The organism is Flexivirga alba (assembly GCF_042661025.1).
GTDB classification, from domain to species: Bacteria; Actinomycetota; Actinomycetes; order Actinomycetales; family Dermatophilaceae; genus Flexivirga; species Flexivirga alba.
The window spans coordinates 1,825,855-1,849,875 of the sequence record NZ_JBHSWH010000001.1 but is presented as its reverse complement, the minus strand read 5'-3'; the positions used below and the strand labels follow the sequence as shown (position 1 = coordinate 1,849,875).

At 65.4% G+C, this 24,021-nt stretch carries 39 protein-coding genes and 2 pseudogenes; 5 read left to right on the top strand and 36 right to left on the bottom strand.

Annotation, left to right across the window (positions count from 1 at the left end):
- Positions 1-48 precede the first annotated feature (48 nt).
- Positions 49-1,215: an MFS transporter gene (locus ACFQDH_RS09120; RefSeq protein ID WP_382400535.1), complete on the top strand. Its 1,167-nt coding sequence runs from the start codon at positions 49-51 to the stop codon at positions 1,213-1,215.
- A 95-nt stretch (positions 1,216-1,310) separates the two neighbouring features.
- Here the strand turns inward: ACFQDH_RS09120 and rplQ are convergent, their stop codons facing one another.
- The 33 genes and pseudogenes from rplQ to rpsJ all read right to left on the bottom strand — a co-directional run bounded on the left by rplQ (position 1,311) and on the right by rpsJ (position 19,150).
- Positions 1,311-2,066, bottom strand: coding sequence for a 50S ribosomal protein L17, sunset domain variant (gene rplQ, locus ACFQDH_RS09115; protein WP_382400533.1), 756 nt, complete (start codon positions 2,064-2,066; stop codon positions 1,311-1,313).
- 133 nt (positions 2,067-2,199) lie between these two features.
- On the bottom strand, positions 2,200-3,219 hold the full coding sequence (locus ACFQDH_RS09110) for a DNA-directed RNA polymerase subunit alpha (RefSeq protein WP_382400531.1): 1,020 nt from the start codon (positions 3,217-3,219) through the stop codon (positions 2,200-2,202).
- A 288-nt stretch (positions 3,220-3,507) separates the two neighbouring features.
- On the bottom strand, positions 3,508-4,116 hold the full coding sequence (rpsD, locus tag ACFQDH_RS09105; protein ID WP_382400529.1) for a 30S ribosomal protein S4: 609 nt from the start codon (positions 4,114-4,116) through the stop codon (positions 3,508-3,510).
- Positions 4,117-4,146: 30 nt separating this feature from the next.
- Positions 4,147-4,551 (bottom strand): 30S ribosomal protein S11, encoded by a 405-nt coding sequence (rpsK, locus tag ACFQDH_RS09100; protein WP_382400527.1) that lies wholly within the window; start codon positions 4,549-4,551, stop codon positions 4,147-4,149.
- A gap of 53 nt (positions 4,552-4,604) precedes the next feature.
- Complete coding sequence (gene rpsM / locus ACFQDH_RS09095; RefSeq protein ID WP_382400525.1) at positions 4,605-4,979, bottom strand: 30S ribosomal protein S13; 375 nt, start codon at positions 4,977-4,979, stop codon at positions 4,605-4,607.
- A gap of 208 nt (positions 4,980-5,187) precedes the next feature.
- Entirely contained in the window at positions 5,188-5,301 is a 114-nt protein-coding gene (gene rpmJ, locus ACFQDH_RS09090; RefSeq protein WP_019286332.1) for a 50S ribosomal protein L36, read from the bottom strand.
- A 66-nt stretch (positions 5,302-5,367) separates the two neighbouring features.
- Positions 5,368-5,589 (bottom strand): translation initiation factor IF-1, encoded by a 222-nt coding sequence (gene infA, locus ACFQDH_RS09085; protein WP_006946284.1) that lies wholly within the window; start codon positions 5,587-5,589, stop codon positions 5,368-5,370.
- 250 nt (positions 5,590-5,839) lie between these two features.
- Positions 5,840-6,007 carry a hypothetical protein gene (locus tag ACFQDH_RS09080; protein ID WP_382400522.1) on the bottom strand — a complete coding sequence of 56 codons (168 nt, stop codon included), beginning with the start codon at positions 6,005-6,007 and terminating at the stop codon, positions 5,840-5,842.
- A gap of 24 nt (positions 6,008-6,031) precedes the next feature.
- On the bottom strand, positions 6,032-6,877 hold the full coding sequence (gene map, locus ACFQDH_RS09075; RefSeq protein WP_382400520.1) for a type I methionyl aminopeptidase: 846 nt from the start codon (positions 6,875-6,877) through the stop codon (positions 6,032-6,034).
- Positions 6,874-7,449, bottom strand: a complete 576-nt coding sequence (locus ACFQDH_RS09070; RefSeq protein ID WP_382400518.1) for an adenylate kinase — start codon at positions 7,447-7,449, stop codon at positions 6,874-6,876. Before ACFQDH_RS09070 ends, map begins: the two co-directional genes overlap by 4 nt.
- On the bottom strand, positions 7,450-8,769 hold the full coding sequence (gene secY, locus ACFQDH_RS09065; RefSeq protein ID WP_382400516.1) for a preprotein translocase subunit SecY: 1,320 nt from the start codon (positions 8,767-8,769) through the stop codon (positions 7,450-7,452).
- 310 nt (positions 8,770-9,079) lie between these two features.
- On the bottom strand, positions 9,080-9,538 hold the full coding sequence (gene rplO / locus ACFQDH_RS09060; protein WP_382400514.1) for a 50S ribosomal protein L15: 459 nt from the start codon (positions 9,536-9,538) through the stop codon (positions 9,080-9,082).
- Positions 9,538-9,720, bottom strand: a complete 183-nt coding sequence (gene rpmD, locus ACFQDH_RS09055) for a 50S ribosomal protein L30 (protein ID WP_188839002.1) — start codon at positions 9,718-9,720, stop codon at positions 9,538-9,540. Before rpmD ends, rplO begins: the two co-directional genes overlap by 1 nt.
- Complete coding sequence (gene rpsE, locus ACFQDH_RS09050; protein WP_382400511.1) at positions 9,720-10,382, bottom strand: 30S ribosomal protein S5; 663 nt, start codon at positions 10,380-10,382, stop codon at positions 9,720-9,722. Before rpsE ends, rpmD begins: the two co-directional genes overlap by 1 nt.
- 34 nt (positions 10,383-10,416) lie before the next feature.
- Entirely contained in the window at positions 10,417-10,791 is a 375-nt protein-coding gene (rplR, locus tag ACFQDH_RS09045; RefSeq protein WP_382400509.1) for a 50S ribosomal protein L18, read from the bottom strand.
- 3 nt (positions 10,792-10,794) lie between these two features.
- Positions 10,795-11,334, bottom strand: coding sequence for a 50S ribosomal protein L6 (rplF, locus tag ACFQDH_RS09040; RefSeq protein WP_382400507.1), 540 nt, complete (start codon positions 11,332-11,334; stop codon positions 10,795-10,797).
- A gap of 26 nt (positions 11,335-11,360) precedes the next feature.
- On the bottom strand, positions 11,361-11,759 hold the full coding sequence (rpsH, locus tag ACFQDH_RS09035) for a 30S ribosomal protein S8 (protein WP_382400505.1): 399 nt from the start codon (positions 11,757-11,759) through the stop codon (positions 11,361-11,363).
- A 132-nt stretch (positions 11,760-11,891) separates the two neighbouring features.
- Positions 11,892-12,077, bottom strand: coding sequence for a type Z 30S ribosomal protein S14 (locus ACFQDH_RS09030; protein WP_382400503.1), 186 nt, complete (start codon positions 12,075-12,077; stop codon positions 11,892-11,894).
- Positions 12,077-12,646, bottom strand: a complete 570-nt coding sequence (gene rplE, locus ACFQDH_RS09025; protein ID WP_382400501.1) for a 50S ribosomal protein L5 — start codon at positions 12,644-12,646, stop codon at positions 12,077-12,079. The genes ACFQDH_RS09030 and rplE overlap by 1 nt, the downstream gene beginning before the upstream one ends.
- Before the next feature lies 1 nt (position 12,647).
- Positions 12,648-12,998, bottom strand: coding sequence for a 50S ribosomal protein L24 (gene rplX, locus ACFQDH_RS09020; protein ID WP_382400499.1), 351 nt, complete (start codon positions 12,996-12,998; stop codon positions 12,648-12,650).
- Between the two features lie 2 nt (positions 12,999-13,000).
- Entirely contained in the window at positions 13,001-13,369 is a 369-nt protein-coding gene (gene rplN / locus ACFQDH_RS09015; RefSeq protein ID WP_382400497.1) for a 50S ribosomal protein L14, read from the bottom strand.
- Positions 13,370-13,508: 139 nt separating this feature from the next.
- The gene (gene rpsQ / locus ACFQDH_RS09010) at positions 13,509-13,814 is read right to left on the bottom strand and encodes a 30S ribosomal protein S17 (RefSeq protein WP_382400495.1); all 306 of its coding nucleotides are present in this window, start codon (positions 13,812-13,814) and stop codon (positions 13,509-13,511) included.
- Complete coding sequence (gene rpmC / locus ACFQDH_RS09005) at positions 13,811-14,068, bottom strand: 50S ribosomal protein L29 (protein ID WP_382400493.1); 258 nt, start codon at positions 14,066-14,068, stop codon at positions 13,811-13,813. Before rpmC ends, rpsQ begins: the two co-directional genes overlap by 4 nt.
- Positions 14,068-14,487: a 50S ribosomal protein L16 gene (gene rplP / locus ACFQDH_RS09000; RefSeq protein ID WP_382400491.1), complete on the bottom strand. Its 420-nt coding sequence runs from the start codon at positions 14,485-14,487 to the stop codon at positions 14,068-14,070. Before rplP ends, rpmC begins: the two co-directional genes overlap by 1 nt.
- Positions 14,487-15,338, bottom strand: coding sequence for a 30S ribosomal protein S3 (rpsC, locus tag ACFQDH_RS08995; RefSeq protein ID WP_382400489.1), 852 nt, complete (start codon positions 15,336-15,338; stop codon positions 14,487-14,489). The genes rplP and rpsC overlap by 1 nt, the downstream gene beginning before the upstream one ends.
- Positions 15,338-15,736, bottom strand: coding sequence for a 50S ribosomal protein L22 (rplV, locus tag ACFQDH_RS08990; protein WP_382400487.1), 399 nt, complete (start codon positions 15,734-15,736; stop codon positions 15,338-15,340). Before rplV ends, rpsC begins: the two co-directional genes overlap by 1 nt.
- A gap of 1 nt (position 15,737) precedes the next feature.
- Positions 15,738-16,019 carry a 30S ribosomal protein S19 gene (gene rpsS / locus ACFQDH_RS08985; RefSeq protein ID WP_382400485.1) on the bottom strand — a complete coding sequence of 94 codons (282 nt, stop codon included), beginning with the start codon at positions 16,017-16,019 and terminating at the stop codon, positions 15,738-15,740.
- Between the two features lie 3 nt (positions 16,020-16,022).
- Positions 16,023-16,859: a 50S ribosomal protein L2 gene (gene rplB / locus ACFQDH_RS08980; protein ID WP_382400483.1), complete on the bottom strand. Its 837-nt coding sequence runs from the start codon at positions 16,857-16,859 to the stop codon at positions 16,023-16,025.
- Positions 16,860-16,898: 39 nt separating this feature from the next.
- Positions 16,899-17,198: a 50S ribosomal protein L23 gene (rplW, locus tag ACFQDH_RS08975; RefSeq protein ID WP_382400481.1), complete on the bottom strand. Its 300-nt coding sequence runs from the start codon at positions 17,196-17,198 to the stop codon at positions 16,899-16,901.
- Positions 17,199-17,206: 8 nt separating this feature from the next.
- Positions 17,207-17,347 (bottom strand): sunset domain-containing protein, encoded by a 141-nt coding sequence (locus ACFQDH_RS23910; protein ID WP_465253892.1) that lies wholly within the window; start codon positions 17,345-17,347, stop codon positions 17,207-17,209.
- Between the two features lie 162 nt (positions 17,348-17,509).
- Positions 17,510-18,150, bottom strand: a pseudogene (rplD, locus tag ACFQDH_RS08970) (50S ribosomal protein L4); the annotation flags it as partial.
- Positions 18,151-18,155: 5 nt separating this feature from the next.
- On the bottom strand, positions 18,156-18,821 hold the full coding sequence (gene rplC, locus ACFQDH_RS08965) for a 50S ribosomal protein L3 (protein WP_382400479.1): 666 nt from the start codon (positions 18,819-18,821) through the stop codon (positions 18,156-18,158).
- Positions 18,822-18,841: 20 nt separating this feature from the next.
- On the bottom strand, positions 18,842-19,150 hold the full coding sequence (rpsJ, locus tag ACFQDH_RS08960; RefSeq protein WP_114930053.1) for a 30S ribosomal protein S10: 309 nt from the start codon (positions 19,148-19,150) through the stop codon (positions 18,842-18,844).
- 438 nt (positions 19,151-19,588) lie between these two features.
- Between rpsJ and ACFQDH_RS08955 the strand changes: the two are divergent.
- Positions 19,589-20,014: pseudogene (locus ACFQDH_RS08955) on the top strand (ATP-binding cassette domain-containing protein); the annotation flags it as partial.
- Positions 20,015-20,323: 309 nt separating this feature from the next.
- Here ACFQDH_RS08955 and ACFQDH_RS08950 read toward each other — a convergent pair.
- Entirely contained in the window at positions 20,324-20,506 is a 183-nt protein-coding gene (locus ACFQDH_RS08950) for a hypothetical protein (RefSeq protein ID WP_382404943.1), read from the bottom strand.
- Here ACFQDH_RS08950 and ACFQDH_RS08945 point away from each other — a divergent pair.
- From ACFQDH_RS08945 to ACFQDH_RS08935, 3 genes are read left to right on the top strand one after another with little or no spacing between them, the layout of a single operon-like run.
- Complete coding sequence (locus ACFQDH_RS08945) at positions 20,505-21,422, top strand: hypothetical protein (protein ID WP_382404942.1); 918 nt, start codon at positions 20,505-20,507, stop codon at positions 21,420-21,422. The two genes, ACFQDH_RS08950 and ACFQDH_RS08945, sit on opposite strands and share 2 nt — an antisense overlap.
- Complete coding sequence (locus ACFQDH_RS08940) at positions 21,419-22,333, top strand: ABC transporter ATP-binding protein (RefSeq protein WP_382400477.1); 915 nt, start codon at positions 21,419-21,421, stop codon at positions 22,331-22,333. Before ACFQDH_RS08945 ends, ACFQDH_RS08940 begins: the two co-directional genes overlap by 4 nt.
- Positions 22,330-23,055, top strand: coding sequence for an ABC transporter permease (locus ACFQDH_RS08935; RefSeq protein WP_382400475.1), 726 nt, complete (start codon positions 22,330-22,332; stop codon positions 23,053-23,055). Before ACFQDH_RS08940 ends, ACFQDH_RS08935 begins: the two co-directional genes overlap by 4 nt.
- A 4-nt stretch (positions 23,056-23,059) precedes the next feature.
- Here the strand turns inward: ACFQDH_RS08935 and ACFQDH_RS08930 are convergent, their stop codons facing one another.
- Both ACFQDH_RS08930 and ACFQDH_RS08925 read right to left on the bottom strand, forming a co-directional pair.
- Positions 23,060-23,563 (bottom strand): hypothetical protein, encoded by a 504-nt coding sequence (locus tag ACFQDH_RS08930; protein ID WP_382400473.1) that lies wholly within the window; start codon positions 23,561-23,563, stop codon positions 23,060-23,062.
- Positions 23,551-23,976 (bottom strand): helix-turn-helix domain-containing protein, encoded by a 426-nt coding sequence (locus ACFQDH_RS08925; protein WP_382400471.1) that lies wholly within the window; start codon positions 23,974-23,976, stop codon positions 23,551-23,553. The genes ACFQDH_RS08930 and ACFQDH_RS08925 overlap by 13 nt, the downstream gene beginning before the upstream one ends.
- Positions 23,977-24,021: the final 45 nt, after the last annotated feature.

Genomic DNA, 24,021 nt, shown 5'->3' with positions numbered 1-24,021 from the left:
TCGTCCAATACCGCCCGTGAACGGCGTATGCGTGCCAGGATGCCGAACGTGAGCTACTCGCCCCGTGCCGCCATCGCGGCGGCCTACTTCGCGCAGGGTTGCGTTTTCCTGTCGCTGACGACGCGCCTGCCGAAGTTCGAAGACCATTGGGGCATCTCACAGTTGGGCCTCACCCTGCTCATGCTGATGATCGTGCTGCTCGCCGGCTGCGGCTCGCTGCTCGCCGAGAAGGTCGCTCCGCGACGCGGCAGCGCGATCGTGCTGCGGACCGGCCTGCTCGGGATCGTCGTCGCGCTGATCATCAGCTCCAACGCTCCGAACATCCCGATCCTGGCTGCCGGGCTGGCGATCTACGGCGGGTGCCTCGGCATGGTGGACGCGACCACCAACATGCAGGCCGTGTCGCTCGAGCACCAGGTGAAGCGGACGGTGCTGCCGTCGTTCCACGGCGCCTGGACTGCCGGCGGTATCGCCGGCACGCTGGTCACCCTCGCGCTGCCGCATGCGTCCATCGCGGTGTTGTCGTGTGGGCTTGCACTGTTACCGCTCGTCGTCGGCTTCGCACGCTTCCTGCCCGGCTCCGGCTCTGCACCCAATCCTGAGGCGGCGGAAGGCATTCCGTGGCGCCCTATCCTTCTCGTCGGCGCTGCCTGCGTGATCTTCTACACCGTCGACACCGCGTCGACCACGTGGGGATCGGTCTACTTCGACCACACCCTGCACGCGCCCAGCGGGCTGGTCGCGCTCGCCACCCTGCCCTATCTGGTGGCGTCGCTCGGTGCCCGGATGGCCGGCGATCGGCTCACCGACAGCATCGGCGCCACCCGGTTGCTCAGCAGCGGCGCCGCCGTCGCGATCGTCGGGCTCGTCGTGGTGGTCGCCGCGCCCTCCTGGCCCGTGGGGATAGTCGGCTTCCTCGTGCTGGGCGCCGGCATCGCCGTCGTCGCACCCCTGTCGTACTCCGCGGCGGCAACACTGGCACGTGGCGGTGGTGACCTCGACCCGGACACTGCACGAGCCCGCACCGACGCTGTCATCGCGCGGTTCAACCAGTTCAATTACGTCGGCGCCCTGATCGGCTCGGTCCTCACCGGCGCGATCGGCACGGGGTCACTGCGCCTCGGGTATGCCGTGCCCGTCCTCCTCCTGCTCGCGTTGTTCCCGCTGGCGAAGGTCTTCGACCGGGACCGGCTGGCCGCCGTCAGTCAGCAATAGAGAAGGAACGTGGGCAAAGTCGAGGGCGCCATACACAACGGGATGGCCCGGAGCCGCTTGCGCGGATCCGGGCCATCCCGTTGTCTTGCGAGGAACTACTCCTTGTCGGAGCCCTCGGCGTCGCCAGCCTCGGCGTCGTCAGCCTCGGTGGCCTCGGCGTCATCCGCCTCGACCTGCTGAGCAGCCTCGCCGCCGGCCGGCGCGAAGCCGGCCGCAGCAGCAGCCTCGGCGGTCGTGAACCAGACCTCGGCGACGGTTGCGTCATACCAACGCGAACCGGGCACGTGGTACTTCATCGAGTCCTCGTTGCCCTTGACCGTGAACTTCTCGGCGTCGGGCGACGCGCCACCCTCGAGCGGGGCGGCCGACTCGGCGCCGAACTTGCCCTCGGCGGACTCCTCGGTGGACGCGTCCGCAGCGGCGTCTTCCTTGACCGAGCGCTTGGTAGCGGCCTCGGCCTCGGCGACGACCGCGCGCTTCGGCTTGGCGTTGACGGGCTCACGAACGAGCTCGATCACAGCCATCGGCGCGTTGTCGCCCTTACGGGGACCGATCTTGGTGATCCGGGTGTAACCACCCTGACGGTCGGTCATGTCCGGCGCGATCTCGGTGAAGAGACGGTGCACGACACCCTTGTCATGGATGACGGTCATCACCCGGCGACGGGCGTGCAGGTCACCGCGCTTGGCGAACGTCACCAGACGCTCCGCGAGCGGGCGCAGGCGCTTGGCCTTCGCCTCGGTCGTGGTGATCCGGTCGTGCTCGAAGAGCGACTGCGCCAGGTTGGCCAGGATCAGCCGCTCGTGCGCAGGCCCGCCACCGAGACGGGGTCCCTTTGTTGGGGTAGGCATGAATTCTCCTTGTATGTCGAATCACGTTGTCCTGCAACGCGATTCAGCTAGCTTTGCAGCCCGGCCGAAGGACGGCCATCAGGACTGGATGGGGCAAGATGAGGTACGAATCTTCCCCCAGGGTGGCGGTTGCTCAGTACTGCTCGTCTTCGGCGAAGCTGCCGTCGGCGTCCTCGTCGTCGTAGCGGTCCGCGATGGCGCTCGCGTCGAACCCGGGAGGGCTGTCCTTGAGCTGCAGGCCCATCTCGACCAGCTTGTCCTTGACCTCGTCGATGGACTTCGCACCGAAGTTGCGGATGTCCAGCAGGTCTGCCTCGCTGCGTCCGACGAGCTCACCCACGGTGTGGATGCCCTCGCGCTTGAGGCAGTTGTAGGAGCGAACGGTCAGGTCCAGGTCCTCGATCGGCAGCGCCAGGTCGGCTGCTAGGGCCGCGTCGGTCGGGCTCGGGCCCATGTCGATGCCCTCGGCCTCGACGTTGAGCTCGCGGGCCAGGCCGAACAGCTCGACCAGCGTCTTACCGGCGGAGGCCATGGCATCGCGCGGAGCGATGGCGTTCTTGGTCTCCACGTCGACGATCAGTTTGTCGAAGTCGGTGCGCTGCTCGACACGGGTCGCCTCGACCTTGTAGGTCACTGCAAGCACCGGCGAGTAGATCGAGTCGACCGGGATGCGGCCGATCTCGTGGTCGGCCGACTTGTTCTGCTGCGCCGAGACGTAGCCGCGACCGCGCTCGACGGTTAGCTCCATCTCGATCTTGCCCTTGTCGTTCAGGGTCGCGATGTGCAGGTCGGGGTTGTGCACCTCGACACCGGCCGGCGGCGCGATGTCCGCGGCGGTGACCTCACCGGCGCCCTGCTTGCGCAGGTACATGACGACCGGCTCGTCGTGCTCCGAGGAGACGACCAGACCCTTGACGTTCAGGATGATTTCGGTGACGTCCTCCTTGACCCCGGGGATCGTGGAGAACTCGTGCTGCACACCGTCGATGCGCAGGCTGGTGACCGCGGCGCCCGGGATGCTCGAGAGCAGGGTGCGACGCAGTGAGTTGCCGAGCGTGTAGCCGAAACCCGGCTCCAGGGGCTCGATGACGAAACGCGAGCGGTTGTCGGAGACAACGTCTTCGCTCAGAGAGGGGCGCTGTGCGATAAGCACTGTTCATTTCCTTTCCACGGACCACCGCTATATGAGGCCCGGTGAGAACCGAGAAGCGACTCTGTATTCGCTTCTCGTTATTAAGTTGTCGGTCTCGCCGAGTGACCGCCCCAACCAACTTGCCCGAACGACAAGCCGACCGGCGCGAAGGCGACGACCAGGCCGGTCGCCGGGAGGAGCGAGCTTGCTCGCTCCTCCCGGCGGCTCGGCCGGCGAGGAGCCGTAGCCAAAGAACTCAGGCAGCTGAGCGGCGAGTCGTACGAACAAGAACGACGGGACGCAGGAGCGTCAGTTCTTGGAGTACAACTCGACGATCAGCTGCTCGGTGAGCGCAATGTCGATCTGCTCGCGCGTCGGGAGCGAGTGGATCAGGATCTGCAGCGTCTCGGGGACAACGTGCATCCAGGCCGGAGGCTGACGCTCACCGAAGGTCTCGCGAGCCAGCTGCACCGGGAACTTCTCCCGGGACTGCTTGCGGACGGTGATGATGTCGTACTGCTCCACGCGGTATGACGGAACGTCGACGCGCTTGCCGTTCACCTCGAAGTGACCGTGAGTCACCATCTGGCGGGCGGCGCGGCGGGTACGAGCCAGGCCGGCGCGGTAGATGACGCTGTCCAGGCGCGTCTCGAGGATGACCAACAGGTTCTCACCGGTCTTGCCGGGGCGACGAGCTGATTCCTTGTAGTAGCGGACGAACTGCTTCTCCATCACGCCGTAGGTGAAGCGAGCCTTCTGCTTCTCCTGCAACTGGGTGAGGTATTCCTTCTCCTGCACCCGGCCGCGGCCGTGCTGGCCGGGCGGGAACGGACGCATTTCGAAGTTCTTGTCGCCACCGACGAGGTCGGTCTTGAGACGACGCGACTTCTTGGTGATCGGGCCGGTGTAACGGGCCATGGTCAAATCTCCTTAGGAAGGTCTGGTCGCTCAGCTACGACGCTTGGGCTGGCGGACACCGTTGTGCGGCTGCGGGGTGACGTCGGAGATTGCTCCGACCTCGAGGCCTGCAGCGGCCAGCGAACGGATGGCGGTCTCGCGGCCCGAACCCGGGCCCTTGACGAAGACCTCGACCTTGCGCATGCCGTGGTCCATCGCGCGACGCGCGGCGGCTTCGGCAGCCATCTGGGCGGCATACGGGGTCGACTTGCGCGAACCCTTGAAGCCGACCTGTCCGGCCGAGGCCCAGGCAATGACGGCACCGGTGGGGTCGGTGATCGAGACGATCGTGTTGTTGAACGTGCTGCGGATGTATGCGTGGCCCGCAGCGACGTTCTTCTTCTCCTTGCGGCGCACCTTTTTGGCGCCGGAAGCCGTACGGCTCTTGGGAGGCATGAATTCTCCTGAAAACTAAAGACGTTGGGTGAGAGTTGTGTCCCGAAAAGGGATTACTTGGCCTTCTTCTTACCGGCGACCGTGCGCTTGGGACCCTTGCGGGTGCGAGCGTTGGTCTTGGTGCGCTGGCCGTGCACGGGCAGACCCCGGCGGTGGCGCAGGCCCTGGTAGGAACCGATCTCGACCTTGCGGCGAATGTCGGAGGCGATCTCACGCCGCAGGTCACCTTCGAGGCGGAAACTGCCCTCGAGGAATTCACGCAGCTTGACGATTTCGTCTTCGGAGAGGTCGCGGACACGAGTATCCGGGCTGACGCTGGTAGCTGCCAGCGCTTCAGCGGCGCGGGTTTTCCCGACGCCGAAAATGTAAGTAAGTGCAACCTCGACGCGCTTCTCGCGCGGCAGGTCGACACCAATCAAGCGTGCCATCAGGCATTTCTCCTGTTGTCTCGCAGAGGTCTGGTGCGTGATCGGTCCCGCGTCAGCCGGAGTGGCTGGTTTGCTGGGTCCCGGGCCTCTGCGCCCGGGGTGACGTCCACGTCAAGGATCTGACGTGAAGTAAGGATCACGCGAATCGAAAGGATTTTCAGTTGTTCACTTCTTGCGTCCGAATGGAAGACGCGAGTCGTGCAGGTGGTCAGCCCTGACGCTGCTTGTGGCGAGCGTTCTCACAGATCACCATGACCCGACCGTTACGGCGGATCACCTTGCACTTGTCGCAAATCTTCTTGACGCTCGGCTGGACCTTCATCGCACCTTTTGTCTTGAAGTCGGGCCACCGCGCGAAGCGGTGGCGGTTGCGAACTGTGCCGACGAATCAGCGGTAGCGGAAGACGATCCGGCCACGGGTCAGGTCATACGGGCTCAGCTCCACCACTACGCGGTCCTCGGGGAGGATCCGGATGTAGTGCTGTCGCATCTTGCCGGAGATGTGCGCGAGCACTTTGTGACCGTTGGTCAGCTCCACCCGAAACATTGCGTTCGGGAGGGCCTCGACGATCGTGCCCTCGATCTCGATGACACCGTCCTTCTTGGCCATGCCTTCCTAACTGATTTCTCGGCGAGACACTCTCCGGTTGAGAATGCCCCTGCTGGCATCGGGTATGACGTGCAGAATGCCCACGCCCGGACACACTCCGACCACACTCAGTGGAAAAACCCCCGAAGCGGATGGCAGTGGACCGTGCCTGGGCAAGCAGACACTCCAGACCCGACAGGTCAGTCTACCCGTCGACCCGCAGCCCCCAAATCGGCGAACCCCTCCCATTTCCGAGGGTTCGCGACTCAGCTCACGGTTGGCGCGTTTCGTCGCCGGCTTCCTGCTGCTCGGCTGACGTCATCGGCCGCTTTCCGGGCTTGGGGGCATCGCCCTCATCCTGGTTCCAGGCAGCCCAACCGTCAGGGTGACGATCCGAGGTGTCGTCCGGTTCGGTCTCGTCATTCGAGGCGTCGGTCATTCGTTTCCCCTTGTTTGTGTTCGGCTACTCGATCGGTGCGCATGTCGCACCTACCCTGTCGAGCTCGACGGCTCCCCCGTCAACTGCAGTCAGCACCCAGAGGCCCCCGTCGGTCACTGCAACAGTGTGCTCCCAATGCGCGGCGCGCGCACCGTCGTTCGTGACAACGGTCCATTCGTCGGCAAGCTCGTGCGACTCGTGGGTGCCGAGCGTCAGCATCGGTTCCACAGCAACGGTGGCGCCGGTTCGCACCTGCGGACCGTGCGGGCGAACCCGTTCGTTGTAGACCGTTGGCTCCATGTGCATCTCGGTGCCGATGCCGTGGCCGGTGTAGCCGTCGAGGATGCCGTACTCGCGGCCGTCCGTGTGGCCGCTGCTCTGCACCGAGTCCTCGATGACGCCGCCGATGTCGTAGATGCCGATTCCGGGGCGAAGTGCCCCGATCCCGGCCCACAGGGCACGTCGGGTCGCGGCCGACAGCTGCAGGTCCGCCTCCCGCGCGGCGGCGTCCCCACCGACGACCACCGTGATCGCGGCGTCGCCGTGCCAGCCCGCCACGATCGCGCCGCAGTCGATCGACACCAGGTCGCCGTCCTGCAGCACCCGCTCACCCGGGATCCCGTGCACAACCTCGTCATTGACCGAGACGCACAACGTGCCGGGAAAGCCGTAGTAGCCGAGGAAACTCGGCGTGCCACCGTGGCCGCGGATGAATTCCTCGGCGATGGTGTCGAGATCACGGGTTGTCATCCCGGCATGAGTCGACTCGCCGAGCAACTCCAAGCACTCACCGACGACGAGCCCGGCCCGCCGCATGAGCAGGATCTGCTCCGTCGTCTTGACCGGCAAACGCTCCCGGCCGAAGATCACGCGCTCGTGAGTCCGTCCAGCGCAGCGCTGATGCGCGCCGTCACCTGGTCCAGGTCGCCGACGCCGTCGATCGGGACGACGACGTTGCGCTCGGAGTAGATCCGCACCAGTGGCGCGGTTTCCTCGCGGTAGATGCGCTGGCGCTCGCGGATGACGTCTTCGGTGTCATCCGTGCGCCCGCTCGTCTCGGCGCGCTTCACCAACCGGGCGACGAGCTCCTGCTCGTCGACCTGCAGCTCCAGGACAGCGTCCAGCTGGTGTCCCCAACCGGAGAGCAGCGCGTCCAATGCCTCGACCTGTATGACGGTCCGCGGGTAACCATCGAGCAGGAATCCGCTCTGCGCATCATCCTCGGCCAGTCGGTCGGCCACGATCTGGTTGGTGATCTCGTCCGTGACATAACCGCCGGCGTCGAGGATTCCCTTGACCTGCTTGCCGAGCGGCGTCTCACGCCGAATGTTGTCCCGGAAGATGTCTCCGGTCGAGATGTGGGGTACGCCTCGTGATTCGGTGATCCGCTCGGCTTGCGTGCCCTTGCCCGCACCAGGCGGACCCAGAATTATGAGGCGCATTTATCTCAGGAACCCTTCGTAGTGATGCTGCTGCAGCTTGGAGTTGATCTGCTTGACGGTATCGAGACCGACACCTACGAGGATGATGATGGAGGCGCCACCGAACGGGAAGTTCTGGTTGGTCCCCACCAGGGCCAGCGCGATCAACGGGATCAGGGCGATGATCGCCAGGTAGATCGCGCCGCCGACAGTGATCCGAGAGAGCACGTAGTTGATGTACTTCGAGGTCGCCTTACCCGCACGCACGCCGGGGATGAACGAGCCGGACTGCTTCAAGCCGTCCGCGACCTCATCGGGCTGGTAGGTGATCGAGACGTAGAAGAACGTGAAGAACACGTTGAGCAGCGTGTAGACGACCATGTATGACGGGTGGTCGCTCTTGCCGAGGTTGTTGAAGATCCACTCGGCCCAGCCGGACGGAGCCTTGGTGCCGCCCTGCGGGTTGGTGAACTGCGCGACCATCACCGGCAACGACAGCAACGAGCTGGCGAAGATGATCGGGATCACGTTGGCCATGTTGACCTTGAGCGGGATGTAGGTCGACGTCCCGCCATACATCCGCCGACCGATCATCCGCTTGGCGTATTGCACCGGCAAGCGGCGGATGGAGTTCTCGACGTAAACCACGATGGTCAGGATGACCAGGCCCATCAGGACCACGACGAAGAACTTGCCCCAGCCCTGGTTGTGGATCGACCAGATCTCCGAGGGCACCCGGGCCGCAACGGAGACCAGAATCAGGATCGACATGCCCTGGCCGACGCCCTTCTCGGTGACCTGCTCACCGAGCCACATGATCAGGCCCGTGCCGGCCGTGAAGGTCAGCACCATGATGATCAGCGTCGGCATCGCGCCGTCGGTCATGATGTTCGCGCAGGCCGGTCCGGTTCCCAGGATCGACTGCGGGTTGTTGTGCACCGCCGTCACCAGCGTCGAGGACTGCAGGATGGCCAGTCCGATGGTCAGATAACGCGTGTACTGCGTCATCTTGGTCTGGCCGGACTGCCCTTCCTTCTTCAGCTGCTCGAACTTCGGGATCACCACCGTCAGCAACTGCACGATGATCGTCGCGGTGATGTAGGGCATGATGCCCAGCGCGAAGATCGACAGCTGCAGCAGTGCGCCACCGGAGAAGAGGTTGGCCAGGCCTAGCAGCGACTGCTGTCCTGCGCCCTTCTGACAGGCCTGAACCTGGGTGTAGTTGATGCCCGGCGCTGGGACATGCGAGCCCAGCCGGAACACCGCGACGATAGCCAGCGTGAACAAGATCTTGTTCCGCAGCTCGGGCGTGCGAAACGCGCGGCCGAAGACGTTGAGCAACGTGAGTCCTCCTGGGCGGACCTCCGCGGGAGGAGGTATGCCTGACAAGTGTCGGCAGGTCCCGAAGCGGGACCATCGAGCCGATCGGCCCACACCGGTCGGTGCAGGCGTCTGTTGAGCTGGCTGTCGAGAGATTACCTGGCGGGCTCATCGGGTGAGCCGTTGGGGAGTACAAGAAGCGCCCCGCACGGAGCGACGACTCGTTCCTCGTCGCCCCTCCACGGGGCCTGTGCCTGATTGCGCAAAGCGCCCCGCCGGAACAACGAGACGTGTTGTCCCGTCGTTCCCGCGGAGCGCCTACTCGTGCGGATCAGACACTGGTCAGGGTGCCGCCCGCCGCTTCGACCTTGTCCTTGGCCGAATCGGAGAACTTCTGCACGGAGAGGTTCACCTTGACGGTGATCTCGCCGGTGCCCAGCACCTTGACCGGCTGGCCCTTGCGGACCGCGCCCTTGGCGACCAGGTCCTCGACGGTGATGTCGCCACCCTCGGGGAACAGCGCCGAGATCTTGTCCAGGTTCACGACCTGGTACGTGATCTTGAACGGGTTCTTGAAACCCCGCAACTTCGGCAGCCGCATGTGAATCGGCGTCTGGCCACCCTCAAAGCTTTCGCGCACCTGGTAGCGCGCCTTCGTGCCCTTGGTGCCTCGACCGGCCGTCTTGCCCTTCGAGCCTTCACCGCGACCCACGCGGGTCTTGGCGGTCTTGGCGCCGGGGGCAGGACGCAGGTGGTGCACCTTCAGTGCGTGCGTCTTCTCTTCAGCCATCACTTCTCCTCAACGGTCACCAGGTGGGCGACCGCGCGAACCATGCCACGGAACTCCGGGCTGTCCGGCTTCTCGACCGTGTGACCGATCCGCTTCAGGCCGAGGGACCGCAAGGTCTCCCGGTGCTGCGGCTTGCCACCGATCTCCGAACGAATCTGCGTCACAACCAACGTGTTCGCCATCAGGCACCTGCCTTGTCGCCCTGCGCAGCAGCGGTGGCCTCGGCCATCGCGTAGCGCATGCGTGCCGGCGCGACCTGGTCCAGCGGCAACCCGCGGCGAGCAGCAACGGCCTCGGGGCGCTCAAGGCTCTTGAGCGCGGTGACGGTCGCGTGCACGACGTTGATCGCGTTGTCCGAGCCGAGCGACTTGGACAGCACGTCGTGGATGCCGGCGCACTCGAGCACGGCGCGAACCGGGCCACCGGCGATGACACCGGTACCGGGGCTGGCCGGCCGCAGCAGGACGACGCCGGCTGCTGCCTCACCCTGCACCGAGTGAGGGATGGTGCCGCCGATCATCGGGACGCGGAAGAAGGACTTCTTGGCCTCCTCGACACCCTTGGCGATCGCGGTCGGCACTTCCTTGGCCTTGCCGTAGCCGACTCCAACGCTCCCCTGGCCGTCACCGACGACCACGAGCGCGGTGAAGCTGAAGCGACGACCACCCTTAACAACCTTGGAAACACGGTTGATGGTGACGACGCGCTCCAGGAACTGGTTGCGGTCGTCGCCACCACGGCGACCACCGCGGTCGTTGTCCCGACCGCCGCGACGGTTGTTGTTCTCGTTGTTACTCGGGCTGCTGCCGGCTCCGGCAGCGCCTCGACGCTGAGGTCCAGGCATCAGTGCTTCCTCATTTCGACGTTGAACGTAGTCATCAGAGAGTCAGTCCACCTTCCCGGGCGCCGTCCGCGATGGCGGCGACCCGACCGGCGTACTTGTTACCGCCGCGGTCGAAGACCACTGCCTCGACGCCGGCTGCCTTCGCACGCTCCGCGACCAGCTCGCCGACCCTGCGGGCCTTGGCGGTCTTGTCACCGTCGAGTGCGCGCAGGTCCGCTTCCATCGTCGACGCGGACGCGACGGTCTTGCCGACGGTGTCGTCGACGACCTGCACGAACACGTGACGCGAGGAGCGGTTGACGACCAGGCGGGGGCGCTGCGTGGTGCCGGACACCCGCTTGCGCAACCGGAAGTGACGCCGAGCACGGGCCGCAGCCTTGCTCGTGGAACGCTTCACAATCTTTGCCATGGCTTACTTACCAGCCTTTCCGACCTTGCGGCGGATGTGCTCGCCTTCATAGCGAACACCCTTTGCCTTGTACGGGTCGGGCTTGCGCAGCTTGCGGATGTTGGCGGCAACCTCACCGACCTGCTGCTTGTCGACACCGCTGACCGAGAACCGGGTGGGGTTCTCGACCGCGAAGGTGATCCCTTGGGGAGCCTTGACCAGGATCGAGTGGCTGTAGCCGAGTGCGAACTCGAGGTCCGAACCCTTGGCAGTCACGCGGTAACCCGTGCCGTGGATCTCCAACTTCTTGGTGAAGCCATCGGTCACACCGACGACCATGTTGTTGATGAGGCTGCGGGTCAGGCCGTGGCGGGACCGCGCGTCGCGCTCATCATTCGGGCGCGATACGTCGATCACACCGTCTTCGCCCTTGGCGACGGTGATCGGCTCCGGCACAGTGAGCTCGAGCTGGCCCTTCGGGCCCTTGACCGCAACGGCCTGGCCGTTGATGGTCACCTCGACACCGCTGGGCACCGGAACGGGAAGACGTCCAATACGCGACATCTGTATATCTCCTTATCTGTTCCGGGTCACCAGACGTAGGCGAGGACTTCCCCGCCAACGCCCTTGCTCGCCGCTTGCCTGTCAGTCAGCAGGCCGGACGATGTGGAAAGGATGGCAACGCCGAGACCGCCGAGAACCTTCGGCAGGTTGGTGGACTTGGCGTAGACCCGCAGGCCGGGCTTGCTCACGCGGCGGACGCCGGCGATGGAGCGCTCCCGGTTGGGGCCGTACTTCAGATCGATGGTGAGCGTCTTGTCGACGCCCTCGCCCTCGACGCGGAAGCCGGAGATGTAACCCTCCGCCTGGAGGATCTCGGCTATGTGCGACTTGAGCTTGCTGTGCGGCATGGTCGCCGCTTCGTGGTGCGCCGAGTTGGCGTTCCGCACGCGGGTCAGCATGTCCGCGATCGGGTCGGTCATGGTCATGGTGGGCACTTGCCCTTCTCACCGTGGTTTCTGCTGGCCGGAGCCCTGCGGACCTTCGGTGTAGTTGTTACGTGGTTTATGCAGGTGTGCTGGTCGAGCCGGTATGGCGAGAGGCTTCTCGCCATACGCCGTCTACCAGCTGGACTTGGTGACGCCGGGCAGTTCGCCGGCGTGCGCCATCTCGCGCAGGCAGATCCGGCACAGGCCGAACTTGCGGTAGACCGAGTGCGGACGTCCGCAGCGCTGGCAGCGGGTGTAACCGCGCACGGCGAACTTCGGCTTCTTGTTGGCCTTGTTGACCAGGGACTTCTTGGCCATCAGTTCTCCTTGAAGGGGAATCCGAGGTGGCGCAGCAGAGCGCGTCCCTCGTCATCGGTGCTCGCGGTGGTCACGACCGTGATGTCCATACCGCGGACGCGGTCGATCTTGTCCTGGTCGATCTCGTAGAAGACCGACTGCTCGGTGAGACCGAACGTGTAGTTGCCGTTGCCGTCGAACTGCTTGGGCGACAAGCCGCGGAAGTCGCGGATGCGCGGCAGTGCGATGGACACGAGACGGTCCAGGAACTCCCACATGCGGTCGCCGCGCAGCGTGGTGTGCGCGCCGATCGGCATACCCTCGCGCAGCTTGAACTGCGCGATGGACTTGCGGGCCTTGGTCACGGCCGGCTTCTGGCCGGTGATCGCAGCCAAGTCCTTGATGGCGCCGTCGATCAGCTTGGAGTCACGGGCGGCGTCACCGACACCCATGTTGACGACGACCTTGGTCATCGTCGGGACCTGCATCACGTTGGCGAACTTGAACTCGTCCTGCAGCTTGCCCTTGATCTCGGAGTTGTAGCGCTCCTTGAGACGGGGCATGGCCTGCTCAGTGCTGGTCGCAGTCATGTCAGAGGTCCTTTCCGGATCGCACCGAAACACGGGTACGAACGGTCTTGGTGCGACCGTCGCGCTCCACCTGCTCCTCGCGGATGCGGATGCGGGTCGGCTTCTTGGTCTCGGGGTCCACGATCATCACGTTGCTCACGTGGATCGGAGCCTCGGTGACCTCGATGCCACCGGCGCCGCCGCCGGGCTGGCCGGCCTTCACGTGCTTGGTGATCCGGTTGACGCCCTGGACCAGCACACGCCGGCGCTCGGGGTCGACCGAGATGACCTTGCCCTGCAGGCCCTTGTCCTTGCCGGACATGACCTGGACCAGGTCGTTCTTCTTGATCTTCATCTTCGGCTTGCCTGCCATGTTCAGAGCACCTCCGGCGCGAGCGAGATGATCTTCATGAACTTCTTGTCACGCAGCTCGCGGCCCACCGGGCCGAAGATGCGCGTGCCACGAGGATCACCGTCGGTCTTCAAAAGGACCGCAGCGTTCTCGTCGAACTTGATGTAGCTGCCGTCCGGACGGCGCTTCTCCTTGCGGGTACGCACGATAACGGCCTTGACGACATCGCCCTTCTTGACGTTGCCGCCCGGGATGGCGTCCTTGACGGTCGCCACGATGGTGTCACCGATGCCGGCGTAGCGACGTCCCGAGCCACCGAGAACCCGGATGCACAAGATTTCCTTGGCACCGGTGTTGTCGGCGACGCGCAGTCGCGACTCCTGCTGGATCACGTTTCTTCTCCTGTCGTCTCACTGGTTCTCGCCTGTGACGAGCCTTGCGGAACGGATGTGGTTTCAGTTGCGGTGACGGTGTCACCGCAGTGGTTCGTATGCCGATCCCGGGCGGACCCGGTCATGGCCATACGGACGATTACTTGGCCTTCTCGAGGATCTCGACGACACGCCAGCGCTTCTGCGCCGACAACGGCCGAGTCTCCATGATCAGGACGCGGTCACCGACGCCGCAGGTGTCCTGCTCGTCGTGAGCCTTCACGCGAGCAGTCTTGCGCTGCACCTTGCCGTAGAGCGCGTGCTTGACGCGGTCCTCGACCTCGACGACCACGGTCTTGGTCATCTTGTCGCTGACCACGTAACCCTGGCGGGTCTTGCGGTCGTTGCGCTCGGTCTTGGCAGCCTGCACCTCGGTCACGCCCTGCTCCTTGCTTTCGTCGCTCATGATCCGACCTTCTCGTCGTCGGACTCCTGCGCGGCACGACCGATGCCGAGCTCACGCTCGCGCAACTCGGTGTAGATGCGGGCGATGTCCTTACGGACCGCGCGCAGCCGCGAGTTGTTCTCCAGCTGGCCGGTGGCCGACTGGAAACGCAGGTTGAACAGCTCCTGCTTGCCCTTACCGAGCTCCTCGGCCAGAGCCTGGTCGTCCATCTCACGCAGCTTGGCTGCGGTCAGGTCCTTCGAACCCACTGCCATCAGAGGTCACCACCTTCACGCGCGACGAAGCGGCACTTCATCGGCAGCTTGTGCATCGCCAGGCGCAACGCCTCACGAGCAACTTCCTCGGACACACCGGACAGTTCGAACATGATCCGACCCGGCTTGACGTTGGCGACCCACCACTCGGGCGAGCCCTTACCGGAACCCATGCGAGTTTCGGCCGGCTTCTTGGTCAGCGGACGGTCCGGGTAGATGTTGATCCAGACCTTTCCGCCACGCTTCATGTAGCGAGTCATGGCAATACGAGCGGACTCGATCTGCCGGTTGGTGACGTATGCCGGCTCCAGAGCCTGGAGGCCGAAGTCACCGAACGACACAGCGGTGCCACCCTTGGCGGCTCCACCGCGCTTGGGGTGGTGCTGCTTGCGGTGCTTCACACGACGGGGAATCAACATCAGGCTTGCTCTCCCTGCTTGGTCGCTTCACCCGCGGGGGCGGCAGCGACGGCGTCCTGGGCGACCGGTGCCTCGACCGGAGCTTCGGCGGAGCGAGGAGCCGCATCGCGACGGCCGCCGGTACGCGGGCCAGCGCCGCCACGGCGGTCGTCACGACGACCACCACGTGCGGGACGGCTCGGTGCAGCAGCCTGCTCACGCGCCAACTCCTTGGCGGTCAGGTCACCCTTGTAGATCCAGACCTTCACGCCGATCCGGCCGAAGGTGGTGCGGGCCTCGTAGAAGCCGTAGTCGATGTTCGCGCGCAGCGTGTGCAGCGGCACACGACCCTCGCGGTAGAACTCGGTCCGGCTCATCTCGGCGCCATTCAGACGACCCGAGACCATCACTCGGATGCCCTTGGCACCCGCGCGCTCGGCCGTCTGCATGCCCTTGCGCATCGCGCGACGGAAGTTCACGCGCGCCGACAGCTGCTCGGCGATACCCTGCGCGACCAGCTGAGCGTCGATCTCGGGGTTCTTGACCTCGAGGATGTTCAGCTGAACCTGCTTGCCGGTGAGCTTCTCCAGCGCACCACGCAGGCGGTCGGCCTCGGCGCCGCGGCGACCGATGACGATGCCCGGGCGAGCGGTGTGGATGTCGACACGCACGCGGTCACGGGTGCGCTCGATCTCGACCTTGCTGATGCCGGCGCGCTCCATGCCGGTCGACATCAGACCGCGGATCGCAACGTCTTCCTTGACGTAGTCGCGGTAGCGCTGACCCGGCTTGGCCGAGTCGGCGAACCAGCGGCTCTTGTGGTCCGTCGTGATGCCCAGACGGAAACCGTTCGGGTTGACCTTCTGACCCATTACCGGCCACCGTCCTTTCGCTCGGGCTGTGCAACGTACAACGTGATGTGGCTGGACCGCTTCAGGATCCGGCTCGCGCGACCCTGCGCACGGGGACGGAAACGCTTCATGGTCGGGCCTTCGTCGACATACGCCTCGGTGACGACCAGCAGACGCTCGTCGAACGCGACCGACGCCTGGTCCGCCTTCTGGCGGGCGTTGGCGACTGCGCTCTTGAGAGTCTTCAGCACCTGCTCACTCGCACCCTGCGGCGCGAAGGTGAGGATGTGGATCGCCTCTTGGACGTTCTTGCCACGGACCATGTCGACGACGCGACGGACCTTCATCGGCGTGATCCGGACGAACCGGGCCTGTGCCTTGGCGCCCACGGTCGGGGTGGTGTTTTCAGTCGTAGACATGTCAGCGACGCCGTCCCTTCCGGTCGTCCTTCTCGTGACCCTTGAAGGTCCGAGTCGGTGCGAACTCGCCGAGCTTGTGGCCGACCATCGCCTCGGTCACGAAGACCGGGACGTGCTTGCGACCGTCGTGCACGGCCAGCGTGTGGCCGAGCATGTCGGGAGTGATCATCGACCGGCGGGACCAGGTCTTGATAACGCTCTTGGTGCCGGCTTCGTTCTGTGCGTCCACCTTCTTCTGAAGGTGATCGTCGACGAAGGGGCCCTTCTTCAATGAACGGGGCATTTCTTACCGCTTCTTTCCAGTACGACGGCGACGCACGATGAGCTTGTCGCTCTCCTTCTTCGGGCGACGGGTGCGGCCCTCGGCCTGACCCCACGGGCTGACCGGGTGACGTCCACCGGAGGTCTTGCCCTCACCACCACCGTGCGGGTGGTCCACCGGGTTCATTGCGACACCACGAACGGTCGGGCGCTTGCCCTTCCAGCGCATGCGGCCGGCCTTACCCCAGTTGATGTTGCTCTGCTCGGCGTTACCCACCTCGCCGACCGTTGCGCGGCAGCGCACGTCGACGTTGCGGATCTCACCGGACGGCATACGCAGCTGGGCGTAGGGACCGTCCTTGGCGACGAGCTGGACGCGTGCGCCGGCCGAGCGGGCGATCTTCGCACCGCCACCGGGCCGCAGCTCGATGCAGTGGATGACCGTACCGGTCGGGATGTTGCGCAGCGGCAGGTTGTTGCCAGGCTTGATGTCGGCGCCCGGGCCGTTCTCGATCGCGTCACCCTGACGCAGGCGGTTCGGAGCGATGATGTAGCGCTTCTCGCCGTCGGCGTAGTGCAGCAGTGCGATGCGGGCGGTGCGGTTGGGGTCGTACTCGATGTGAGCGACCTTGGCCGGGATGCCGTCCTTGTCGATGCGACGGAAGTCGATGACGCGGTAGGCGCGCTTGTGACCGCCACCGATGTGACGAGTCGTGATGCGACCCGACGCGTTGCGGCCGCCCGTCTTGGGCAGCGGACGCACCAGCGACTTCTCGGGCGTCGAGCGGGTGACTTCGGCGAAGTCAGCCACGCTCGAGCCACGACGCCCCGGCGTCGTCGGCTTGTACTTGCGGATAGCCATTGTCTGTCCTTAGGAGTTCTTGTCTTGGGGCGGTCGACGTCAGCTCTGGGAGCCGAAGATGTCGATCGCGCCTTCCTTGAGCGAGACGATGGCGCGCTTGGTGTTCTTGCGCTTGCCGGTGCCGAAGCGGGTCCGGCGCGTCTTGCCCTGACGGTTCAACGTGTGGACCGAGTCGACCTTGACGTCGAAGATCTCCTCGACGGCGATCTTGATCTCGGTCTTGTTCGCGCGCGGGTCGACCACGAAGGTGTATTTGCCCTCGTCGAGCAGCGCGTAGGACTTCTCCGAGACGACCGGCGCGATCAAGATGTCGCGCGGGTTCTTACCCAGTTGCGTCATGGCGAGAATCACTTGTCCTTGTCGGTCTTCTGCGCGGCAGCACCGCCGGCCGGGGCGAACCCAGCAGCAGCAGCGGCCTCGGCCGTCTTGAACCACACCTCGGCGACCGTGGCGTCATACCAACGGGAACCGGCGACGTGGTACTTCATCGAGTCCTTGTTGCCCTTGACCGTGAAGGTCTCCAGGTCGGGCGATGCACCGTCGGCGAGCGGAGCTGCCGAGTCGGCGCCGTAGCCACCGTCGGCGACCTCGGCCGCTGTTGCCTCGCTCGGAGTCGCCTCGGACGTGGCGGTCTCGACCGGAGCGGCCGATGCTGCCTTGACCGCGGCGGCCGGGCCGGCCAGGAAGCGCTCCAGCGCTGCCTGGGAGAAGACCAGGTCGTCCGCGCACAACACGTCGTAGGTGTTGAGCTGGTCGACGAACAGGATGTGCACGTCCTCAAGGTTGCGCACCGACAGCAGCGCCGCCTGCTCGTCGCGGCTCAGCACCACGAGGAGGTTCTTGCGCTCGGTGAGCTCACCCAGCACCGCGGCCGCCGTCTTGGTTGAGGGCTTGTTGCCCTCGACCAGGGAGGTCAGCACGTGGATGCGGTCGTGACGGGCCCGGTCGGACAGGGCGCCACGCAGGGCGGCAGCCTTCATCTTCTTGGGGTCCGCTGCGCGTAGTCGCGCGGCTTCGGTCCGTGCACGATGCCACCGCCGGCGAACTGCGGGGCGCGGGTCGAACCCTGACGGGCGCGACCGGTTCCCTTCTGGCGGTAAGGCTTGCGGCCACCACCGCGGACCTCGCCGCGGGTCTTGGTGGAGTGCGTGCCCTGACGTGCTGCCGCGAGCTGTGCCACCACAACCTGGTGGATCAGCGGGACGTTGGTCTGCACGTCGAAGATCTCGGGCGGCAGCTCGACGGTGCCCGCCTTGGCGCCAGTGGCGCTCTTGATGTCAACGGTCGTCATCTGACTCAGGCCTCCTTGACGGACGACTTCGCCGCGGTCTTCACCAGGACGATGCCGCCGCGGGGGCCGGGAACGGCACCCTTGATCAGCAACAGACCCTTATCGGCGTCGATGGCGTGAATCGTGAGGTTCTGGGTGGTCTGGCGCTCGCCGCCCATGCGGCCCGCCATACGCATGCCCTTGAAGACGCGGCCCGGGGTGGCGCAGCCACCGATCGAACCCGGCTTGCGGTGGTTCTTGTGCGAACCGTGCGAGGAGCTGACGCCGTGGAAGCCGTGACGCTTCATGACGCCGGCGAAGCCCTTGCCCTTGGTGGTGCCGACGGCGTCGATGCGCTGTCCGGTCTCGAAGGTCTCCACGGTGACTTCCTGACCGAGTTGGTACTCGGCGGCGTCAGCGGTGCGGATCTCCGCGAGGTGACGGCGCGGCGTGACGCCGGCCTTCTCGAAGTGGCCCGTCAACGGCTTGTTGACCTTGCGGGGGTCAATCGCGCCGAAGCCGATCTGCACCGCGTGGTAGCCCTCGCCCTCGCCGCGGACGGCGGTGACGACGCACGGACCAGCTTGTACGACGGTGACCGGGATGAGCCGGCCGTTCTCGTCCCAGACCTGGGTCATTCCGAGCTTCTCGCCCAGAACGCCCTTGACGGAACGCTCAGTTGTGTGTGTCATATCGAGTCATTCCTCCCAGGTCAGAGCTTGATCTCGATGTTGACGTCCGCCGGCAGGTCGAGACGCATCAGCGAGTCGACGGCCTTCGGAGTCGGGTCAACGATGTCGATCAATCGCTTGTGGGTACGCATCTCGAAGTGCTCGCGGCTGTCCTTGTACTTGTGCGGTGAACGGATGACGCAGTAAACGTTCTTCTCCGTCGGGAGCGGCACAGGGCCGACCACCGTTGCACCGGCACGAGTCACCGTGTCGACAATCTTGCGCGCCGAGCTGTCGATGACTTCGTGGTCATACGACTTCAGTCGGATGCGGATCTTTTGTCCCGCCATTCGCCCGTGTCTCTCTCTCGCCGTACTTCAATTACTTACTAGGTCTGTTCGGTGCGATGCCAGGGTTTGTGTCCGGCCCCCGCGCTCGGGTGTGTCGCGTGTGCTTCGCAGCACTGCGCAGACATATCTGGCGTGGTCGGCCGGCGAAACCGTAGGATTTCGCGCCTGTGGCTTGCGCTTCCCGACCTCACCCGCATGGTCCGCCTACTGGTGGACTGGGCGCTTTCGGGCCGGCAGCAACATGTCTCGCCGGATCCAATTTTGCTTCGGATCTGTCGGCGACGCACGTGATCACTGCACGTCAAGCAACTTGAACAGTCTGCCAGAGACGTCCGCGCAGTCCAAATCGAGCACTGTGGGCTTGGTCTCCTCGTTCGGCGCGGTGTCGCCCGGCCGCTGCCGGACGGGAGCGAGATAGACCCGGTTAGGCTCCCGGGCATGGCAGTTGCCGTAGCTGAGGACCTGACGATGCAGTACCCACGGGTGCGCGCCCTCGACAACCTGACCCTCACTGTCCCGGAAGGGATCACTGGTGTGGTGGGCGTCAACGGCGCCGGCAAGTCCACCCTCATCAAGGTCCTACTCGGTCTGCTGCGGCCAACCGGCGGCAAGGTGCACGTGCTCGGGATGGACCCGACGGTGCAGGGCGCGGGCGTCCGAGCGCTCGTCGGCTACATGCCCGAGCACGATGTGCTTCCCGGCGACGTGTCGGCCGCCGAATTCGTGATGCACATGGCGATGATGTCCGGCCTGCCACGCAACGCTGCCCGCGAGCGCACCGCGGACGTGCTGCGCCACGTCGGGCTGGCCGAAGAACGACACCGCCCGATGGGCGGCTATTCGACCGGCATGAAGCAACGCGCCAAGCTCGCCCAGGCGATCGTGCACAGTCCGCAGCTGGTGCTGCTCGACGAACCCACCAACGGACTCGACCCGCGCGCCCGCGACGACATGCTCGAGCTGATCGGTCGCATCGGCCACGACTTCGGGATCTCAGTCATGGTCACCAGTCACCTGCTGGGGGAACTCGAGCGCACCGTCGACTACGTCATCGTCATCGACGGCGGACGGTTGCTGCGCGCCGAGCGCACCCAGGAGCTGACACACACCACGGGGAACGTCCTGGTCGAGGTGCTCGGACCGCCCGGCAGCGACCGGCGGATCGGGCAGGCACTACTTGACCGCGGAGTTCAGGCCTGGCCGATCGGTGACCGCATCGAGGTCCGGGTCGAACGACCCGAGACCCTCGACCTGATCAGGGACGTGGTCGCCGACGCACAGCTCGGGCTGGTCCGCCTGCAGGAGGTCCACCACAGCCTGGAAGAAGTCTTCAGCCAGCAAGGGGCCCGGCCGCATGACGACTCCGGCACGCCGCGGTGTCATTCACGACATCGGCTATCGCCCGTTCACCGGACGCCGCCAGAGCACCGGCGTTGTCGCCTGGTCGCTCTACCTCACGTCCTTGCGACACTGCTTCGGGCTCGGCCGGTCCGGCAAGTCGAAGGTCATGCCCTGGCTGATGACCGCGTTGCTGCTGATCCCCGCGCTCGTCCTGGCCGGGCTGCTCCTCCAACTGAACAAGATGTCGTTGTCGGACCAAGCGAACCTCTTCGCACCGCTGTCCAACTACTTCGGCTTCCCCTATTGGACCCAGCTGCTCATCACGATCTTCGCCGCAGCGCAGGCGCCCGTCCTGTTCGCCCGAGACCTGCGGTATCGGACGATCGTGCTCTACTTCGCCCGCCCGCTGTCGCGCACGCTGTATGTCCTGATGCGGCTCGCGGCGCTGACGACCGCGCTGTTCGCCGTTGTCGTCATACCGCTGACCATTTGGTATGGCGCTGCCCTCGGCGCCAACGTCGACCGGGGTGAACACACCAAGAACTACCTGGCCGCGGTCGTCGGCGTGGCAGTGCTGGCGTTGATGCTGGCGACCTTCGGAGGCATGGTGTCGGCGATAACTACCCGTTCCGGGCTGGCCGTCACCGCGGTCATCGTCGCGTTGATGCTCAGCTCGGGGATCGTGACCGCGGTGCAGGGCGCGGCATACGACGGAGGCCATCGGACGATGAGTTTCGTCGGGGCGTTGTTCAACCCGTTCTCGATCGCGGCCGAGCTCATCAGCGGCCTCTTCGACCAACCGACACCGTCGCCGTCGGTGCTCCACCCGGGGCCTGGCTGGACGATCGGCTTCGCGATCGCCGCGGTCTGCTGGACGCTGGGCGCCGCCGCGATCCTGGTCGCACGCACCCGGAAGGCAGCTTCCTTATGAGCGACCTCGAGCTGACCGACGTCTCTCGCTGGTACGGCAACGTCGTGGCGGTCAATGACGTCAATATGCACATCGGTCCCGGCGTCACCGGCCTCCTCGGTCCGAACGGCGCCGGCAAGTCGACGCTGTTGTCGATGATGGCGGGACTGTTGCCGCCCTCGGCCGGGACCGTGACGCTCGACGGACAGCCGACCCGTGGCCACGTCGAGATGTACCGGCGGATCGGATTGGTTCCGGTGCAGGAATCGCTCTACGACTTCCTGACCGGTGAGCAGTTCGTCCGGCTCAATGCCGAGCTGCAGAAGATTCCCCAGCCGAAACTCGCGGCGAAGCACGCCATCGGATTGCTGGACATGGCAGAGGCGGCCGACCGCAAGATCTCGACATACAGCAAGGGCATGAAGCAGCGCATCAAGGTCGCGTCGGCGCTGGTGCACGACCCGGCGGTGCTCCTGCTGGACGAGCCGTTCAACGGCATGGACCCGATCCAGCGTCGGCACATGATGGGGCTGCTGACGCAGTTCGCCGAGCAAGGCCGGACGATCGTCTTCAGCTCGCACATCCTGGAGGAGGTCGAGCAGATCGCCCGCCAGGTCGAAGTCGTCGTTGCCGGTCGGCACGCCGCCAGCGGTGACTTCGCGGCCATCCGGCGGCTGATGACCGACCGGCCCAACCAGTACATCGTCCGTAGCTCCGACGATCGGAAGCTGGCTTCTCTGCTGCTCGCCGAGCCGTCGGTGCGCGGCGCCCGACTCCGTGGCACGAACGCCTTGGAAGTGGAGGCCGACGACTTCGGCGGCTTCGCGCAGATCGTCCCGAAGCTCGCGCGCGACAACGGGATTCGGATCTTCGAGCTCAACCCGACCGATGAGTCGCTCGAGAGCGTCTTCAGTTACCTGGTGAATACATGAACCCCACGATCCTGCGCCTGGGCCTGCGCTCCCTTTTCGGCCGCGCACGTGTCTGGCTGATGATCGCGATGCCGGTGATCCTGCTGGCCCTCGCTGCGGTCGTTCGCGCCGTCTCCACCGGCAGCAGTGACGACGACTACTCGGCCGAGAACTTCCTACGCGTGTTCGGCATCGGCATCGTCTTGCCCGTCGTCGCGTTGGTCGCCACGACGACACTGATCAACTCCGAGTTCGACGACGGGTCGATCATCTACCTGCTCACCAAGCCGATCTCCCGGGTGGCGATCATCGCGAGCAAGGCGGTAATCGTGCTCGCGGCGGGCATCGTCTTCGGTGCGGTGATGATGTTCGTGGCCGGTGTGATCATGGTCGGTGGCAGCAGCAATGTCGCCCTGGGCGCGCTGCTCGGTGGTGTCGTGTCGACGATCGCGTATGTCGGGATCTTCACCGTGCTCGCGACCACCATGAAGCGCAGCGTGGTCGGTTGTCTGCTGTTCTGGCTGATCTGGGAATCGACGATCTCCTCGCTGTTCTCCCCCGTCAAGTGGCTGTCAGCCCGCGCCTGGGGCAATGCCGTCGTGCAACACATCGCAACCGCGCCCGACGACGGCAAGCCTGCGGTGCCGCTGGCATACGCCGTTATCGCCGCGGTCATCGCGCTCGCAGTTGGTGTCGTGCTCGCCGGGCAACGCCTCGCGTCGATGACGATCTCCGAGGAGTAGCGGCTCAGGCAGGTTCGGCGACCCACCGCATCGGGTCGCCCCAGCCCAGGTCGGTGACGCCGTGCTTGTCCAGGGACAACGCCACCAGGGTCCGACGGTGCGCGGCGAAGGTCAGCACGTGCGCGATCATTCCGCCGTAGGTGAAGACCTCCGCAGGCTCACAGGCGGCATCGACGAAGGTGTCGTCGAGCTCGCCGCGCTGGATCGCGGCGCGCACGTTTTCGGCGAAGCGTGGGCCGTCGACCGTCAGCCGTGAGCGCAGCGAGAGTACCGACTCGTGTTCCTCGACGCTCCAGTCGTATTCGCGGTTCGCCAGAACGGCGTTCCACATGCCCATCTGGCCGACCAGGCGCGACAGCAACCGGCGCAATGTCATCACGTCCGGGTCGTCGTCGAGGCCGTACTCGATGCGTTCATCCAGCTGGGCGTCGGTCAATCGTGCTGCGCGGTCAACGAATTCGCCGGTCAGCCAGATGTGATGGTCGATCATTCGAGTCAGTAGTTCCATGGCGGTGAAGCCTCCTGTGCCGGGCAGCCGTAGCCCTCCCGGTGGTTGAAAGTGGACTCCGTTGTTCGCCGGGACCTTGAATTCCCCGGGTGAGAACGGAAATCGCGTGGCGCCATACCGAAGAGGCGGGCGAAGGCACGCGTGAAGGCCTCGTTCGAGGCATAGCCGGCTTCGACTCCCACGTCGAGGATCCGGCGCTCGCTGGTGATGAGCCGGTATGCCGCGCGCTCGAGCAGAAGCCTCCTGCGGAGCGTCGCGGGCGGCTCACCACTGACCGACGACACGATGCGGTCCAGGTGGAACCGCGACGTGTAGAGCCGCCCCGCCAACTGGGCCGGGGACGTCGAGTGATCGTCGAGAGTCTCGGCGAGGATCCCGACATACCGACCGAATGTGTCAGCTTGGCTGCTCATTTCAGCAGCATGACGCACTTTGGCTCGCGTCCGCTTGATCGGCGT